General features: G+C 72.0%; 14 protein-coding genes. 7 read left to right on the top strand and 7 right to left on the bottom strand.

What is annotated here, in order from left to right; genetic code table 11:
* Positions 1–37: 37 nt before the first annotated feature.
* The 4 genes from ACZ6R6_RS00535 (at position 38) to ACZ6R6_RS00520 (ending at position 3,675) form a co-directional block, all read left to right on the top strand.
* Positions 38–814 (top strand): enoyl-CoA hydratase family protein, encoded by a 777-nt coding sequence (locus tag ACZ6R6_RS00535; RefSeq protein ID WP_470088983.1) that lies wholly within the window; start codon positions 38–40, stop codon positions 812–814.
* On the top strand, positions 811–1,671 hold the full coding sequence (locus ACZ6R6_RS00530; protein ID WP_470088981.1) for a CoA transferase subunit A: 861 nt from the start codon (positions 811–813) through the stop codon (positions 1,669–1,671). Before ACZ6R6_RS00535 ends, ACZ6R6_RS00530 begins: the two co-directional genes overlap by 4 nt.
* Before the next feature lie 70 nt (positions 1,672–1,741).
* Positions 1,742–2,572: a CoA-transferase subunit beta gene (locus ACZ6R6_RS00525; RefSeq protein WP_470089505.1), complete on the top strand. Its 831-nt coding sequence runs from the start codon at positions 1,742–1,744 to the stop codon at positions 2,570–2,572.
* Positions 2,569–3,675 (top strand): NAD(P)H-dependent flavin oxidoreductase, encoded by a 1,107-nt coding sequence (locus ACZ6R6_RS00520; RefSeq protein WP_470088980.1) that lies wholly within the window; start codon positions 2,569–2,571, stop codon positions 3,673–3,675. Before ACZ6R6_RS00525 ends, ACZ6R6_RS00520 begins: the two co-directional genes overlap by 4 nt.
* Here ACZ6R6_RS00520 and ACZ6R6_RS00515 read toward each other — a convergent pair.
* On the bottom strand, positions 3,629–4,810 hold the full coding sequence (locus ACZ6R6_RS00515) for a TetR/AcrR family transcriptional regulator (protein ID WP_470088978.1): 1,182 nt from the start codon (positions 4,808–4,810) through the stop codon (positions 3,629–3,631). The two genes, ACZ6R6_RS00520 and ACZ6R6_RS00515, sit on opposite strands and share 47 nt — an antisense overlap.
* A gap of 321 nt (positions 4,811–5,131) precedes the next feature.
* Between ACZ6R6_RS00515 and clpX the strand changes: the two genes are divergently transcribed.
* Positions 5,132–6,427, top strand: coding sequence for an ATP-dependent Clp protease ATP-binding subunit ClpX (gene clpX / locus ACZ6R6_RS00510; protein WP_470088977.1), 1,296 nt, complete (start codon positions 5,132–5,134; stop codon positions 6,425–6,427).
* Positions 6,428–6,468: 41 nt separating this feature from the next.
* Here the strand turns inward: clpX and ACZ6R6_RS00505 are convergent, their stop codons facing one another.
* The gene (locus ACZ6R6_RS00505) at positions 6,469–7,977 is read right to left on the bottom strand and encodes a glycoside hydrolase family 3 protein (protein ID WP_470088975.1); all 1,509 of its coding nucleotides are present in this window, start codon (positions 7,975–7,977) and stop codon (positions 6,469–6,471) included.
* A gap of 385 nt (positions 7,978–8,362) precedes the next feature.
* Positions 8,363–9,514: an acetyl-CoA C-acetyltransferase gene (locus tag ACZ6R6_RS00500; protein WP_470088974.1), complete on the bottom strand. Its 1,152-nt coding sequence runs from the start codon at positions 9,512–9,514 to the stop codon at positions 8,363–8,365.
* 121 nt (positions 9,515–9,635) lie between these two features.
* On the opposite strand from ACZ6R6_RS00500, the gene ACZ6R6_RS00495 reads away from it, so the two are divergent.
* Together ACZ6R6_RS00495 and ACZ6R6_RS00490 are read left to right on the top strand one after the other, a co-directional pair.
* Complete coding sequence (locus tag ACZ6R6_RS00495) at positions 9,636–10,325, top strand: TetR/AcrR family transcriptional regulator (protein ID WP_306856828.1); 690 nt, start codon at positions 9,636–9,638, stop codon at positions 10,323–10,325.
* Between the two features lie 78 nt (positions 10,326–10,403).
* Positions 10,404–11,150: a DNA alkylation repair protein gene (locus tag ACZ6R6_RS00490; protein WP_470088972.1), complete on the top strand. Its 747-nt coding sequence runs from the start codon at positions 10,404–10,406 to the stop codon at positions 11,148–11,150.
* A 51-nt stretch (positions 11,151–11,201) separates the two neighbouring features.
* Here the strand turns inward: ACZ6R6_RS00490 and ACZ6R6_RS00485 are convergent, their stop codons facing one another.
* The 4 genes from ACZ6R6_RS00485 to ngcE form a co-directional block, all read right to left on the bottom strand.
* Positions 11,202–12,074: a chitosanase gene (locus ACZ6R6_RS00485; RefSeq protein WP_470088971.1), complete on the bottom strand. Its 873-nt coding sequence runs from the start codon at positions 12,072–12,074 to the stop codon at positions 11,202–11,204.
* Between the two features lie 161 nt (positions 12,075–12,235).
* Positions 12,236–13,156, bottom strand: a complete 921-nt coding sequence (locus tag ACZ6R6_RS00480; protein WP_470088970.1) for a carbohydrate ABC transporter permease — start codon at positions 13,154–13,156, stop codon at positions 12,236–12,238.
* A gap of 11 nt (positions 13,157–13,167) precedes the next feature.
* The gene (locus tag ACZ6R6_RS00475; RefSeq protein ID WP_470088968.1) at positions 13,168–14,070 is read right to left on the bottom strand and encodes a carbohydrate ABC transporter permease; all 903 of its coding nucleotides are present in this window, start codon (positions 14,068–14,070) and stop codon (positions 13,168–13,170) included.
* A 155-nt stretch (positions 14,071–14,225) separates the two neighbouring features.
* A complete protein-coding gene (ngcE, locus tag ACZ6R6_RS00470) occupies positions 14,226–15,635 on the bottom strand; it encodes an N-acetylglucosamine/diacetylchitobiose ABC transporter substrate-binding protein (protein WP_470088966.1) in 1,410 nt (469 codons plus the stop codon).
* Positions 15,636–15,639: the final 4 nt, after the last annotated feature.

Raw genomic sequence — 15,639 nt, 5'->3', positions numbered from 1 at the left:
GTACCAAGCAAGCGTTAGGTGAATACAGTGAGGCGCGATGGGAATCACTCTGCACAGTGGCGGACCGGTCGCCGAGGTGGTCATGGACGTGCCCCCGGTCAACGCGTTGACCGTCTCGGGCTGGTTCGAGCTGGCGCGGGCCCTGCGGAAGGCCGGACGCGACCCCGTCACCCGCGTGGTGGTGCTGCGCGCCGAGGGCCGGGGCTTCAACGCCGGGGTGGACGTCAAGGAGATGCAGGCCACCCCCGGGCACGCCGCCCTGGTCGGGGCCAACCGGGGATGCGCGGCGGCCTTCGCGGCGGTCTACGAGTGCGAGGTCCCGGTGATCGCCGCCGTGCACGGGTTCTGCCTGGGCGGCGGCGTCGGCCTGGCGGGCAACGCCGACATCGTCGTGGCCGCCGAGAACGCCTACTTCGGCCTGCCGGAGGTGGACCGCGGCGCGCTGGGCGCGGCCACCCACCTGGCCCGGCTGGTCCCCCAGCACCTGATGCGCGCCATGGTCTACACCTGCCGCACCGTCACCGCCGCCGAACTGCGCGCCTTCGGCTCGGTGCTGGAGGTCGTCCCCCGCGACAAGCTGCGCGAGGCCGCCCTCGACGTCGCCTCCGCGATCGCCGCCAAGGACCCCTACGTCATCCGCCGGGCCAAGGAGTCGCTCAACGGCATCGACCCGGTCGACGTCAGGCGCAGCTACCGGTTCGAGCAGGGCTTCACCTTCGAGCTCAACCTGATGGGCGCCGGCGACAGGCACCGCGACGCGTTCGTCTCCGGCGAGGCCGGGACGGACGGGGCGCCGGGCGAGGAGGTTCGATGAGCGGCAAGGTGATGTCGGTCGAGGAGATCGTCGGCTCGCTGCGCAGCGGCATGACGGTCGGGATCGGCGGCTGGGGCTCGCGGCGCAAGCCGATGGCCCTGGTCCGCGCGCTGTGCCGCTCCTCCCTCGAAGACCTGACGATCGTCTCCTACGGCGGCGCCGACGTCGGCCTGCTCTGCGCCCACGGCAAGGTCCGCAGGGTGATCGCGCCCTTCGTCACGCTCGACTCGATCCCCCTCGAACCGCACTTCCGGGCCGCCCGGCAGAGCGGTGCCGTGGAGTTCACCGAGTACGACGAGGGCATGTTCATGTTCGGCCTGCTCGCGGCGGCGCACCGGCTGCCCTTCCTGCCGACCCGGGCCGGGCTCGGCTCGGACGTGACGCGGGTCAACCCCGGCCTGCGGACCGTCCGCTCCCCCTACCCCGACGGCGAGGAGCTGATCGCGGTCCCCGCGCTGACCATGGACGCCGCGCTCGTCCACCTCAACCGGGCCGACCGCCTCGGCAACGCCCAGTATCTCGGCCCCGAGCCCTACTTCGACGACCTCTACGCCAAGGCCGCCGAGCGCTGCTACGTCTCCTGCGAGCGCCTGGTGGACACCGCCGACCTGCTCAAGGAAGGCCCGCTCCAGTCGCTGCTGATCAGCAGGTCCATGGTGACCGGCGTGGTGGAGACGCCCGGCGGCGCCCACTTCTCCACCTGCGAGCCGGACTACGGCCGCGACGAGACCTTCCAGCGGGCCTACGTGGCCGCCGCCGCCGACCCGCAGGCGTGGAAGGCGTTCCGGGAGCGCTACCTGTCCGGCGACGAGACCTCCTACCAGGAGGCCGTACGGCAGGCACGGGAGGGCGCGTGAGCGCCGGCCCCCTCCGGCGCCGCCGCACCGGACAGCTCAGGACACCGGCCCCCGGGAGGGACACGTGACGATCACCGCCACACGCGCCGAGGTGTGCGTCGTCGCCTGCGCCGAGGCGTTCCGGGGGGACGGGGAGATCCTCGCCGCCGGCGTCGGCGGCGCGTTCACCCTGCTGGCCGCCCGGCTGGCCCGGCTCACCTTCGAGCCCGACCTGATCACCCATGACGGGACGTGCCTGCTGACCGGGGACGTGCCGCCGCTGGGCGAGACGCCCGGGGTGGTCGAGGGCTGGCTGCCCCTCCGGGACCACCTGTGGCTGGTGCTCAACGGCCGGCGGCACGTCATGCTGGGGGCGAGCCAGCTCGACCGGTACGGCAACAGCAACATCTCCTGCATCGGCGACTGGGCCAGGCCCCGCTCCCAGCTCCTCGGCGTGCGCGGCGCCCCGGGCAACACCGTGTGCGGCCCGACCAGTTACTGGATCCCCAAGCACTCGCCCCGGGTGTTCGTGCCGAAGGTGGACATGGTCAGCGGCGTCGGCCACGACCGCGCGGCCGAGGCGGGACCGAGCGCCTACCGCCACCACGACCTGCGCCGGGTGGTCACCGACCTGGCCGTGCTGGACTTCGACACCCCCGACCACTCGATGCGCCTGGCCTCGGTCCACCCGGGCGTCACCGTGGCGGAGGTCGTGGAGCGGACCGGCTTCCCGCTCGCCGTCCCGGACACGGTCCCCCGGACCCGCCTGCCCACCGGCGAGGAGCTCCGCGTCCTCCGCGAGGTCCTCGACCCCGGTTCCCTGCGCGAGCGCGAGGTCCCCGACCCGGGCCCGCCCGGCGCCCCCGCGGCCCCCGGGCCCCCCGGCGCCGCCTCCCCGCGCGAGCGCGGGGCCCCCGCGTGACCTCCGGCCCCGGGCCGGCCGTACCCGCCGGCGGCGCCGCGGACCCGGCCGGGCCCGCGGCGCCCACCCTGACCACCCGGCTCACCGAGCTGGTCGGCTGCCGCCACCCCATCGTGCAGACCGGCATGGGCTACGTGGCCGGCGCCCGGCTGGCCGCCGCCACCTCCGCGGCTGGCGGCCTGGGGATCATCGCGGCGGCCACGATGCCGGTCGAGCAGATGACCGCCGCGATCCGGTCGGTCCGGGAGCGGACCGACGCGCCCTTCGGGGTGAACATCCGCTCCGACGCCGACGACGCGCGCGAGCGGATCGACATCATGATCCGTGAGGGAGTCCGGGTCGCGTCGTTCGCGCTGGCGCCCAGGCGAGAGCTCATCGCCCGGCTGAAGGACGCCGGCGTGGTGACGGTCCCCTCGGTCGGTGCGCGCAGGCACGCCGAGAAGGTCGCCGCCTGGGGGGTGGACGCGGTGATCGTGCAGGGCGGCGAGGGCGGCGGGCACACCGGGGCCGTCCCGACCACGGTGCTGCTCCCCCAGGTCGTGGACGCGGTGGACGTCCCGGTCATCGCGGCGGGCGGCTTCTTCGACGGACGCGGGCTGGTCGCCGCCCTGTCGTACGGCGCGTGCGGGATCGCGATGGGCACCCGCTTCCTGCTGACCTCCGACTCCCCGGTCGGCGAGGAGGTGAAGAAGGTCTACCTCGGCATGTCCGACACCGTGGTCACCACCCGGGTTGACGGCGTCCCGCACCGCGTCCTGCGCACCCCCTTCGTCGACTCCCTCGAACGCTCCCGGCTGCGCCTGCTCCGCGCGATCGCCAACGGGGCCCGGTTCAGGAGGCTGTCGGGCACGTCCTGGGCCGGGATGGTGCGCGAGGGCCGCCGGATGAGACACGGCCGCGACCTGACCTGGGCCCAGGTCCTGCAGGCGGCCAACACCCCGATGCTGCTGCGGGCCGCCATGGTGGACGGGCGCGCGGACCTGGGCGTCATGGCCTCGGGTCAGGTCGTCGGGCTGATCGACGATCTGCCGAGCTGCGCGGAGCTGATCGGCCGGATCATGTCCGAGGCGCACGCCGTACTGGACCGTCTGCCGCGTCCGTGACCAGACCGGGCCGGCCTTTACGAAGTATGTCCGTTTTTCGGGTCTCCTCGGCCGGTATGGTCCCGCCGGCCGACGCGGCCGCGTGGCACGCGCCGCGGCCGTCAGCCCGGGCGACGATCCGGCCCGCCTCGACGCGGACGGCGGCCTCGGTCCCGTCGCTGACGGCGGGCACACCGGCCGCCGCGGCGAGGGCGCCGGAGCCGTCGTGGACCACCCGCAGGGGCGGCCACGCCGAGGGCGGGAAGGCCTGGCGCAGGCAGGCGCAGAGGCCGGCGACGGCCAGCCGGGCCAGCGGCGTCAGCTCCTCGGGGTCGCCGGTGACCAGGACGGCGGTGACCGCGGCTCCGGCCGGCGCGGCCCGCACCGCCTCCTCGACGGCCTCGAGCCGGTGCAGCCCGAGGACCGCCACCACGCCGTCGTCGGCCAGCCGCGCGGGGCCGCCGCGGATGACGTCCGTGGCGGGCGGCGGGGACCACGGCTCGTCGGCGGGCCGCGCCCGCGGGATGTAGGGGAGGTGCGGGGGCCGCCACATGTCGCCCAGGTCGAGGTCCGCGAGCTGCTCGCAGACGCCGATGACGTTGAAGGGCTCGATGAAGCCGGGCGCGGCGGCGGCCAGCTGGCCCGCGCCGTGCAGGGTCGTGAGCACGGACTCGGCCACGCGCACCAGGCGGCCGACGGGCGTCCCGGGCGGGCGCAGCCGCTCCAGGGCCAGCCCGAGCAGGATCGCGTCGAACCTCATCAGCTGTGCGAATGGCAGCCGGGTCCGCCCGTCCACCAGGATCTCGGACATCAGGTCCGAGCCGAGCCGGGCCGGACTGGACTGTTCGTCGGTGGCGAGGGGGAGCCCGGCGACCCAGGCGCGGGCGAACGCGCCGAGCGCCTCGCGGGCGGTGCGGCCCGGCTCCGGGTGCGGTGGCCACGGTGCGCGCTCGGCGAGGTCGGCCAGGACGGCGAAGTAGAGAGCCCGTTTACCGGGGAAGTTGGAGTAGACCGCGCCGCGGGTGAGCCCGGCGCGCCCGGCGATCGCGTCGATCTTGGCATCGCGGAAGCCGCGCTCGGTGAACTCGTCCTGGGCGGCGGCCAGCACCCTGGCGCGGTTGCGCTCCTGCGTCTCAGCCCTGGTGAGCCGGCCCATCGTCCCCCTCGTTCCGGCGTTGTCCGCCCGTTCCGCTTCAAGATATCGTCGCCGTCTATATGATGGGATCATCTGATCAGATCATTCGAAGTATGGAGTGTCCATGACCGGCGTCGGACCGGATGCGGGTGGTGCGCCCGAGATCGATCTGACCGACGTCGGAGTGCCGCCGGCCGGTCTGGCACGGCTCGGTGGACCTGTGAAGCGCCTCCGCCCCGGGCACCCGGCGCCCGGCGGCACCGCCCGTGACCCTCTGACACCCGGTCCCGACCTGGTCCGGCCGGACCCCGGCCCGCACAACCGTTGAGGAGACGTTCTCGAATGGCACGCATCGGTGACGGCAACCTGCTGAGGTGCACGTTCTGCGGCAAGAGCCAGAAACAGGTCCGCAAGCTCATCGCGGGCCCGGCCGGCGTCTACATCTGTGACGAGTGCGTCGGGCTCTGCAACGAGCTCATCGAGGAGGAGCTCGCCGAGTCCGCCGGGGGCGAGCCGTGGGAGCCGCCGAAGCCGCGGGAGATCCACGACTTCCTCGACCAGTACGTCATCGGGCAGGACGCAGCGAAGAAGACACTCGCGGTGGCGGTCTACAACCACTACAAACGCATCCGGCCGGGGGCCCGCGGGAGCGGGCGGCAGGCCGCGAAGGAGGAGCCGGTCGAGCTCGGCAAGTCCAACATCCTGCTGATCGGCCCGACCGGCTGCGGCAAGACCCACCTCGCCCAGACGCTCGCCCGGATGCTCGACGTCCCGTTCGCGATCACCGACGCCACCGCGCTCACCGAGGCCGGCTACGTCGGGGAGGACGTCGAGAACATCCTGCTCAAGCTGGTCCAGGCCGCCGACTACGACATCGCGAAGGCCGAGACCGGCATCATCTACATCGACGAGATCGACAAGGTCGCCCGGAAGGGCGAGAACCCGTCGATCACCCGCGACGTCTCCGGCGAGGGCGTCCAGCAGGCGCTGCTGAAGATCCTGGAGGGCACGATCGCGAGCGTGCCGCCGCAGGGCGGCCGCAAGCACCCGCAGCAGGAGTTCATCCAGATCGACACCGGCAACGTGCTGTTCATCGTCGGGGGTGCGTTCGACGGCCTGGAAAGGATCATCGAGCAGCGGGCCGGCCACCGGGGCGCCGGGTTCGGCGCCCCGGCCCGCACCGAGGACAGGGCGGCCGAGCGGGACGCCCTCGCCCGGGTCATGCCCGCGGACCTGCTGAAGTTCGGCCTGATCCCGGAGCTCGTCGGCCGCCTCCCGGTGGTGTCGACCTTCCGGCCGCTGGACCGGACGGCGCTGACGCGGATCCTCACCGAGCCGCGCAACGCGCTGGTCAAGCAGTATCAGCGGCTCTTCGAGATCGACGGCGTCGAGCTGGAGTTCACCGAGGACGCCGTCGACGCGATCGCCGAGCAGGCGCTGCTGCGCCGCACCGGCGCCCGGGCGGCCCGCGCGATCCTCGAAGAGGTCCTGCTCAACGTGATGTACGAGGTGCCGGGCCGGGACGACGTGGCCCGCGTCGTGATCAGCCGCGAGACCGTGCTCGGCAACGTCAACCCGACCCTGGTCCCCCGCGGGCGGCCGGAGCGCGGATGGGAGCGCCCCGAGAAGTCCGCCTGAGACGTCCCCGGCCTCCGGTGTCACGGGCCCGGCGCCGGAGGTCAGAGCTGGGCGTCCCCGGCGAGGAGCTCGGCGGCGGCCTGGCCGCAGACCCGGGCGGCCCCGTGGGTGGCGATGTGGACGGCGCCGAGGTCGGAGCGGCCGGGCAGGCCCATCTCGACCACCACGGCGTCCGGTCGGGCGGCCAGGAGGTGGTGGAGGGCGTCGGTCTGCCAGGGGTGGCGGTGGGCGTCGCGGACCACGGCGACCAGCGGGCGCTCGGCGGCGGCAGCGAGGGCGGCCTCGATCGCGCCGCCGGTGGCGGCCGAGGCGTTCAGGCGGGTCACCGTGGTGCCGGGCAGGAGCTTGCCGAGCGGCTCCCCGACGCCCCAGGGGGTGTCCTTCTCGATGGCGAGGTTCATCTCCGGGGTGAGCTCGACCACGTGGGGCGGGGCGGACAGCGGGAGGACCGCGGTCGCCGAGCGGCGGGTGACCCGCAGGGCCCGCCGGGCGGCGGCCAGGCCGATCCCCGCGTCGCCGGGGCGGGCGGCCCCGGAGCGCCCCCGCGCGGCGGAGACGCCCCAGAGCGCGAGCTCGCAGACCCGGTGGGCCGCCTCGGCCAGCCGCTCCTCGGGGAGCCGTCCCTCGATCACGGCGTCCACGATGGCGTCGCGGACCGCGGTCGCGGTGTGCTCGTCGGCGTGCTCGCCGCCCACGCAGATCGCGTCGGCGCCCGCGGCGATGGCCCGCGCCGAGGCGCCGCCGATGCCGTAGGGGCCGGAGACGGCCGCCATCTCGATGCCGTCGGTGACGATGACGCCGTCGAAGCCCAGCTCGACCCGGAGCAGGTCGCGCAGCACCCGGCCGCTGAGCGTGGCGGGCAGGGCGGCGTCGAAGGCGGGGACCAGCAGGTGACCGGTCATGACCGTGCGCACACCCTCGGCGATGGCCGCGCGGAAGGGCCGCAGCGCCATCTCGTGGAGCTCTTCGGCGGTGGCCGCGACCAGCGGGACGCCGTGGTGGGAGTCGACGGAGGTGTCGCCGTGCCCGGGGAAGTGCTTGGCGCAGGCGGCGACGCCGGAGGACTGCAGGCCCCGGACCCAGGCGGCGGTGTGCCGGGAGACCAGGTCGGGGTCGGCGCCGAAGGAACGCAGGCCGATGACCGGGTTGTCCGGATTGGAGTTGACGTCCGCCGAAGGGGCGAAGTCGAGGTTGACACCCGCCGCGGCGAGGTCGCGGCCGAGATCCCTGGCGAGTTCCTCGGTGAGCTCGGTGTCGTCGACGACGCCGAGGGCGAAGTTCCCCGGCCGGGTGCTGCCGGCCACGGCCTCCAGGCGCGTGACCTCCCCCGACTCCTCGTCGACGCCGACGATGACCTGCGGGTTCTCCGCGCGGAGCGCGGCCGTCAGCTCGGCGACCTGGGACAGGGTCGCGATGTTCCTGGAGAAGAGCACCACTCCGGCCAGGCCGTCGGCCAGACGCCTGCGCAGCCAGTCAGGCGGCGTCTTCCCCTCGAACCCCGGAAGAACTACCGTGTCCGCCAGACGGAGCAGCTCTGGGCCGCGTTTCATGCACCCTCCTCGCCTGACGGCCGACCGGCATCCCCTGCCGAAGACACGTAGACAACGCATTGTGTGGCACCTCAAGAGAGAGCGCTCTCAGAGGCTTGGGCGTAAATCTAATAGGAAACTTTCCTAATTGCTAGTGGGCTGACCATGGGCATTTGACTCAGGGTTTACTCACCAAAGTGATCCATGGGGCTGGAGAGAGCCCGCCGGGACGAGACCTCGTCCGGGCCGGGGCACCGGCCGCGCGCGGGAACCGGCCGTCACCTCCCCGGCGGACGACGCCCGGCACCGGACGGACGGGAGGGCGCGGCCGTGGCCCGTCCCGCCCGGAACGGTCCATGCCAGGTCACCGCCGCATGCCGGGCGCCCGTCCGTGCCGGGCGCGCTCTCAGAGCCGTTCGATGATCGTCACGTTGGCCTGGCCGCCGCCCTCGCACATCGTCTGCAGGCCGTACCTGCCGCCGGTCCGCTCCAGCTCGTGCAGGAGAGAGGTCATCAGCCGGGCGCCGGTCGCGCCGAGCGGGTGGCCGAGCGCGATGGCGCCGCCGTTGGGGTTGACCCTGGCGGGGTCGGCACCGGTCTCCTTCAGCCAGGCCAGCACGACGGAGGCGAACGCCTCGTTGATCTCGACGGCGTCGATGTCGCCGATCGACATGCCCGTCCTGCGCAGCGCGTGCGCGGTGGCGGGGATCGGCGCGGAGAGCATCATGATCGGATCGTCGCCGCGGACGGACAGATGGTGGACGCGGGCGCGCGGGATCAGGCCGTGGGTCCGGACCGCTTCCTCGGAGGCGACGAGCAGGGCGGCGGCGCCGTCGGAGATCTGGGAGGAGACCGCGGCGGTGAGGCGCCCGCCCTCGACCAGGGGCTTGAGCGCGGCCATCTTCTCCGGCGTGGTGTCGCGGCGGGGGCCCTCGTCGACGGCAACACCCTCGTACGGGGCGATCTCGGCGGCGAACCGGCCCTCGTCGACGGCGCGCAGCGCCCGCCGGTGGGACTCGTAGGCGAACTCCTCCATGTCGAGCCGCGACACGTCCCACCGGGAAGCGATCATCTCGGCGCCGCGGAACTGCGACACCTCCTGCCCGCCGTACCGGGACCACCAGCCCTTGGAGCCGGCGAACGGGCTGTCGGCGCCGAGGGCCTGCCCGGCGGTCATGGCGTAGCCGATCGGGACGCGGCTCATGTTCTGCACGCCGCCGGCCACGACCAGGTCGCAGGTGCCCGACAGCACGGCCTGGGCGGCGAAGTGGAGCGCCTGCTGGGAGGAGCCGCACTGGCGGTCGACCGTGACGCCGGGCACCTCCTGCGGCAGCCCGGCGGCCAGCCAGCAGGTGCGGGCGATGTCCCCGGCCTGCGGGCCGACGGTGTCCACGCAGCCGAACACGACGTCGTCCACGGCCGAGGGGTCCACCCCGGTGCGCCGGACGAGCTCCCCGAGCACGTGGGCGCCCAGATCGGCGGGGTGGGCGCCGGCCAGGCCGCCGTTCCTGCGGCCCACGGGGGTCCGGACCGCGCCGACGATGTACGCCTCAGCCATTGCGTGTCCCTTCGTTGTCCGCGGACAATAAGCGTAGCAAGCGCTTGGTCACATACAAAGACCGGGATGAGCTGGCGCGTTCAGGTGAACAAGCGATTGCGCAAGGGCTCATAATGGAGGGGTGAACACGCGAAAGAACTCCGGCGGCGCGACCACCACCCCAGTCAAGCGCCAGGGCACGACGAAGCGCGCGGCCTCATCCGGCTCCGCCTCCGAACGCCGCGACCACCTCGTCAAGCTCGCCGCCGAGCTTTTCGCCCGCAAGGGCTTCCAGGCGACCACCGTCCGCGAGATCGCGGAGGAGGCGGGCATCCTGTCCGGGAGCCTCTACCACCACTTCGACTCCAAGGAGACGATCGTCGACGAGGTGCTGACCACCTTCCTCGACGACCTCGTCGGCCGCTATCGCGCGGCCCTGGAGCAGGAGGGCGAGCCCCGCGCAATCCTGTCAGAGATGGTGCGCATCGGGTTCAGCACCCTCGAACCGCACCGCGCGGCGATCACCGTCATGCAGAACGACTGGAACTATCTGCGCTCCCTGCCCGGCGACCGTTTCGACTACCTGGTCAAGGCCGAGGACGAGGTCGAGCGCATGTGGGTGGAGCAGATCAAGCGCGGCCAGGCCGTCGGCCAGTTCCGCGCCGACGTGGACCCCAAGCTCACCTACCGCATGATCCGCGACACCATCTGGGTGGCGGTCCGCTGGTTCCGCCCCGGGGGCCGCCTCAACACCACCGGCCTCGCCGAGCACTACATCACGGTCCTGTTCGACGGCCTGGCGACCGGCGAGCGGAGCAGCCACAGCGCGTGACGCGCCCGGCCGGACGGCGGCGGGCGGTGCGGACGGAGAGTGACGGGCGGGCATGACAGCGGGGGCGGAGCCCGCCCGGTGAGCGCGGCGGCCGGCGCGGGACGGGCCGCCCACGGTGCGGACGAGGAGTGGCGAGCGGGCATGGACACCCTGCACGAGGCGGTGCGGCGCGCGTTCACCGAGGTGGCCGACCCGGCCAAGGCGTCGGCGATGCGGGCCTACATGAAGTCGGAGACGCCCTTCCTCGGCGTCCAGGCCGGGCCTCGCCGTACGGCGCTGCGGAGGGTCTTCGCCGAGCACCCGATCGAGAGCGCGCCCGAATGGCGCAGGACGGCCCTGTCGCTGTGGCGGGACGCCGAATACCGCGAGGAGCGCTACGCGGCGATCGAGCTGACCGGACACCGGCCGTACCGGAGGTTCCAGACCCTTTACGCGCTCCCCATGTACGAAGAGATGATCGTCACCGGGGCCTGGTGGGACTACGTCGACGAGCTGGCCGTCCACCGCGTCGGCGGCCTGCTGTCGGCCTTCCCCGACACGATGCGCCCGCTCATGCTGGAGTGGGCCCACGGCGACGACCTGTGGAAGCGCCGCACGGCCATCCTCTGCCAGAACAGGTTCAGGTCCGCCACCGACACCGGCCTGCTCTACGCCTGCATCGCGCCGAGCCTGTCCGACATCGACTTCTTCGCCCGCAAGGCGATCGGCTGGGCCCTGCGCGAATACGCCAAGGTCGACCCCGACGAGGTCGTCCGCTACGTCGACCACATGGGCATCACCGGCCTGAGCCGCCGCGAGGCCCTGAAGAACCTCCCGGCCCGGTGACCCCGCCGGCGCCCGACCGGCGGGCGGGCCGGACCCGCCCGCCGGGGCCGGTCACTTGATCGTGTAGGGGTCGCCGTAGACCTTCCAGGACAGCGGGGTGTCCAGGTCGAGGTTGCCCTTGTTGAGGAAGACCCGCTGCGCGGTGTCGACCCGGCTGGTGTCCTCGTGCGCCTCCTCGGCCCTCATCGCGACCTTGCGGGCGTCGAGGAAGGCGTGCAGGTATTTGACCTCGTCACCGCCCTGCGCGGGCGGCTTGGCCTTCTTGAGGGCGTTCCTGCGGATCGCGCTGAAGCTCTCCGGGTCGCCCCCGTCGCCGTGCATGACGATGGCGTCGTAGTAGACGAACTGCCCGAGGGCGCGCAGGCCGTCCTGCTTGGCCTGCTGGACCGCCGGGTTGAAGTAGACCCGGTCACGCTCGTCGTTCTGCGCCTGCTGGAAGGCCGTGTCCTTGGCCGCGGCGGCCCAGTCCTTGGGGTAGTTCGGGTCGAGGCCCTTGTGGGAGTCGGTGCCGTTGACCTTGCGCAGGGCGGGCAGGTATTTGGCGAGCACGTTCCCGGGCCTGCGCTCGGCGTAGAGCTCGACGAGGTCGAGCATGTCACCGGTGCCGGAGCAGAAGCCGATGATCCCGGCGGTGTAGCCGCGCCCGTCGTCGATGTCCTCGATGTACTTGTACTGCGCCTTCCAGTTGAGGGAGGAGTTCTCCGCGCTGGAGACGAGCTGCATGGCGATGTCCTTCTTGCGCGGGTCGGTGAGGTCGACCCCGGCGGCCGCCGGCTCAGGCGAGGACACCGACAGGCGCGGCGCCGGCCCGGCGGCGTGCGCGGGACCCGCGTGGACGAACAGGACCGGGGCGGCGACCACGACCGGGGCGAGCAGGAGCCGCAGCACCCGGCGGCCGGAGCGCGGATCTGACGAGATGGGCACGTGTCTCTCCAGGGGGACGGTGGAGGAACGACCGGAGGCGAGGAGTCTTCGCCCGCTCGTTAGGAAAGTTTCCTAACGAACTTAACCGCCGAAATGCCCCGCCCGTCAACCCGTATCCCCTTAATCGCAAAATAGGATCTTCTTAAGTGGAGGTTAACGGGCTACTTGAGCGCCCCCGCCGTCAGGCCCTTCTGGATCTGACTCTGGAAGATCGTGTAGACGATCAGCATGGGGAGGATGGCCATGCTGAGCGCGGCGAACAGGGCCGACCAGTCCGCGTCGTAGCCGGCGGCGGTGGAGATGTCGGCGATGCCCTGCGTGAGCACCCACTTCTCCTTGTCGGCGGGCAGCAGCACCAGCGGCAGCTGGTACTGGTTCCACTGGCCGAGCACGTTGAAGATGGTCACGCTGATGATGCCCGGCCTGGCCATCGGGAGCATGATCTGGAAGAACACCCGGGTGTGCGAGGCCCCGTCCACGAAGGCCGCCTCGGCCACCGCCCCGGGCAGCGTCCTGAAGAACGCCGCGAGGAAGAACACGGTGAACGGCAGCGAGTAGGCGATGTAGACCAGGACCAGCCCGCCGTGGGAGTTGAGGCCGATGAACCGGCCGATCACCGGGACCGCGCCCATGTTCTGCACGACGAAGAACAGCGGGGTCAGCGCCAGGTAGACCGGGAAGGCCAGGCCGGAGACGAACAGCAGGTAGATCGCCCGGTTGCCGCGGAAGCGGTAGCGGGCGAGCACGTAGGCGGCCATCGAGCCGAACAGCATCGTGCCGAAGGTGCCGGCCCCCACGACGACGATGCTGTTGATCATGTACTGGCCCACGTGCGCCTGCTCCCAGGCCCGCGCCCAGTTGTCGAGGCGGAGGGACGCCGGCAGCGACCAGGCGTCGCCGAAGATCTCGTCCTCGCTCTTCACCGACGCCAGGAACGTCCACAGGATCGGCACCACGACCAGGACCGTCCACACCAGCAGCGCGACGTGCGTCAGGGCCGACAGGGGGCCCAGGCGCCTCCTGCGCTCCCGCCGGGCGTAGGCCCGGCTCCGGGAGATCATCGTGTCTGCCGTGGGAGTCATCGCGTCTGCCACTAGAACTCGATCCGCTCACGCCGCGACAGGCGCAGGGCCAGCGCCGCGAACCCGATGGTGAAGAAGAACAGCACCACGCCCATCGCGGAGGCGTAGCCGAACCTGAAGTACTGGAAGGCGTTGCGGTAGATCTCCGCCGCCATCACGGTCGTGGAGGAGTCGGGCCCGCCGTGTTCGGCCGTCATCACCCACACGACGGCGAAGACGTCGAGCGCGGCGATGCCGAGGTAGACCCAGCCGACCTGGATGGTGTCCCAGAGCAGGGGCAGCGTGATCCGGAAGAACAGCTGCGCTCCCCCGGCGCCGTCGATCGACGCCGCCTCGAACATGTCACGTGGGATGGAGGAGATGCCCGCCGAGAAGAGCACCACGTAGAAGCCGACCGCCTGCCAGACCAGCACGCCCAGCAGCGCCCAGAGCGCGACGTCGGTGTCGGACAGGAAGCCGACCGGCTCGAACCCGAGGGCGATCAGCGGCGCGTTGAGCATGCCGCTCCGGTCGGGCCGGAAGACCTGCTGGAACAGGACCGCGACCACGACGACGGCCAGCACCTGGGGGAAGAAGAACACCACCCGGTAGAACTTCGACCCCCAGACGCCCCCGGTGCCGCCCCGCCCTCCGCTGTTGAGCAGGAAGGCGAACAGCAGCGCGATCCCGATGGTCAGCAGCGGCATCAGGATCAGCAGGATGAGGTTGTGCCCCACCGCCTTCCAGAAGACGTCGTCGTCCAGGAGTCTCCGGAAGTTCTCCAGGCCCACGAACTGCGGATCCGCGCTCACCCCGCGCCAGTTGGTGAAGGCGATGTAGAAGGCCTGCGCGTAGGGGGCGATCACGTAGATCACATAGAGCGCCACCGGGATCGCGAGAAACCCGGTGACGAACCGCATCCTGCCGTAGTTCATCGCCCGCCTACCGTTCCGCTGCTCGCCGCGCGGACCGCCCGCCCCGCGCGGGCCGCCGTCCGCCTCTCACCGGCGGGCCGCCGTCCGCCTCTCACCGGCGGCCCGCCTCCCGCGGGCCGCCCGCCACCGCCGCCGTACGCCACCGCCACCTCTTATTACCTCTTGAACTTCTTCACCGAGGAGTCGTTCTTGATCGAGTCGGCCTTCTTCTGTGCCCGTTCGATCCACTGGTCGACGGTCAGCTTGCCGTTCATGAACTGCCCGGTCGCCGCGGCCACCTGGTCGTGCATCTCCACGTACCACTTGCGGAACAGGAACCAGACGGCGTTGTCGCCCGCCGCGGCCAGGGCGGTCGAGGCGCTCTTCAGACCCGGCTTGAGCGTGCGCCCCTCACTCGCGCCCTTGACGACGGTCAGCGTGGAGACCATCTCCATGAACTTGCCGGCGCCCTCCTTGGAGAGCATCGCCCGCATGTACTCCAGGCCCGCCCGGGGGTTGGCCGACTTGGCCGGGACAATGAACTCCTCGCCCGGCCGGGCGTGCAGCGTGCCGTACGGCAGGGCGTCGGAGGAGCCGAAGTCCGGCAGCGTGAACATCGCGTAGCCGAAGTCGGCCGGGGTGGAGTCCTTCTGCTCGTTCTCCAGCCAGGAGCCGCAGGGCAGCATGGCGACCTGGCCCTTGTTGTGGGCGGTCTGGGTCTGGACGTGGTCCAGGCCGGCGGTGCCCTGGAGGAGGTATTTGGCGCCGATCTCGGCGAAGGCGGTCGCGGCCTGCTTGACCGGCTCGGCCTGCCAGGCGCCGTCCTCCAGGTTGTCGATGTTCTTCAGCACGTCCTTGCCGCCGATCTTCGCGGCGAGGGTGAGGATGGTCTCGTAGATGTAGAAGGGGTGCTTGCCCGCGTAGGTGAACGGCGCCATCTTGCCGGACTTCTTGATGGTCTCGCAGAGCTGCAGGAACTCCGCCCACGTCTTGGGCGGCTGCCAGCCTTCGGCCTCGAAGAGCTTCTGCGAGTACCAGATGCCCCAGACGGTGCTGGCGTAGTTCAGGACGTACGGCTTGCCGTCGTAGCTGCCCAGCTCGATCGCGGCCGGGTCAATCGTGTCGCGCACCTTGACGGCGGGGTCGTCCCAGCTCGGCGCGTCGTACAGGGGCGTGAGGTCGGCGAGCTGGCCGTCCTGGACCAGGGCCCCGAAGTCCATCGCGTTGGCGCCCGAGTTGTTGACGAGCTCCGGCGGGTTGCCGCCGGCGAAGCGCGGCTGGAGGGTCTTGGCGATCTCCTTGGTCGTGTTGTGCTTGATCTCCAGCTTGGGGAACCTGCCCTTGACCAGCGGCTCGTGGACGTCCTTGGCGTAGGCGTCGCCCAGGCCCCCGTCGAAGATCCAGACCTCCAGGGGGCTGGTCTCGACGAGGCCGAGCGGGTTGGCCGCGCTGGTGGCCCCGGCGGCCGGCGCCGCCGGTGAGGCGCCGCCGGGGCCCGCGGGACTGGCGCAGGCCGACAGCACCGGCAGGGCGATGCCCGCCAGGGCCGCGCTGCGCAGAAGCTCACGCCGGGACAGATTGGTCATGCTT

Source organism: Streptosporangium sp. NPDC048886 (genome assembly GCF_055586905.1).
Note: the sequence above shows the minus strand (reverse complement) of the source record. Positions and strands in the feature narration are given on the sequence as shown.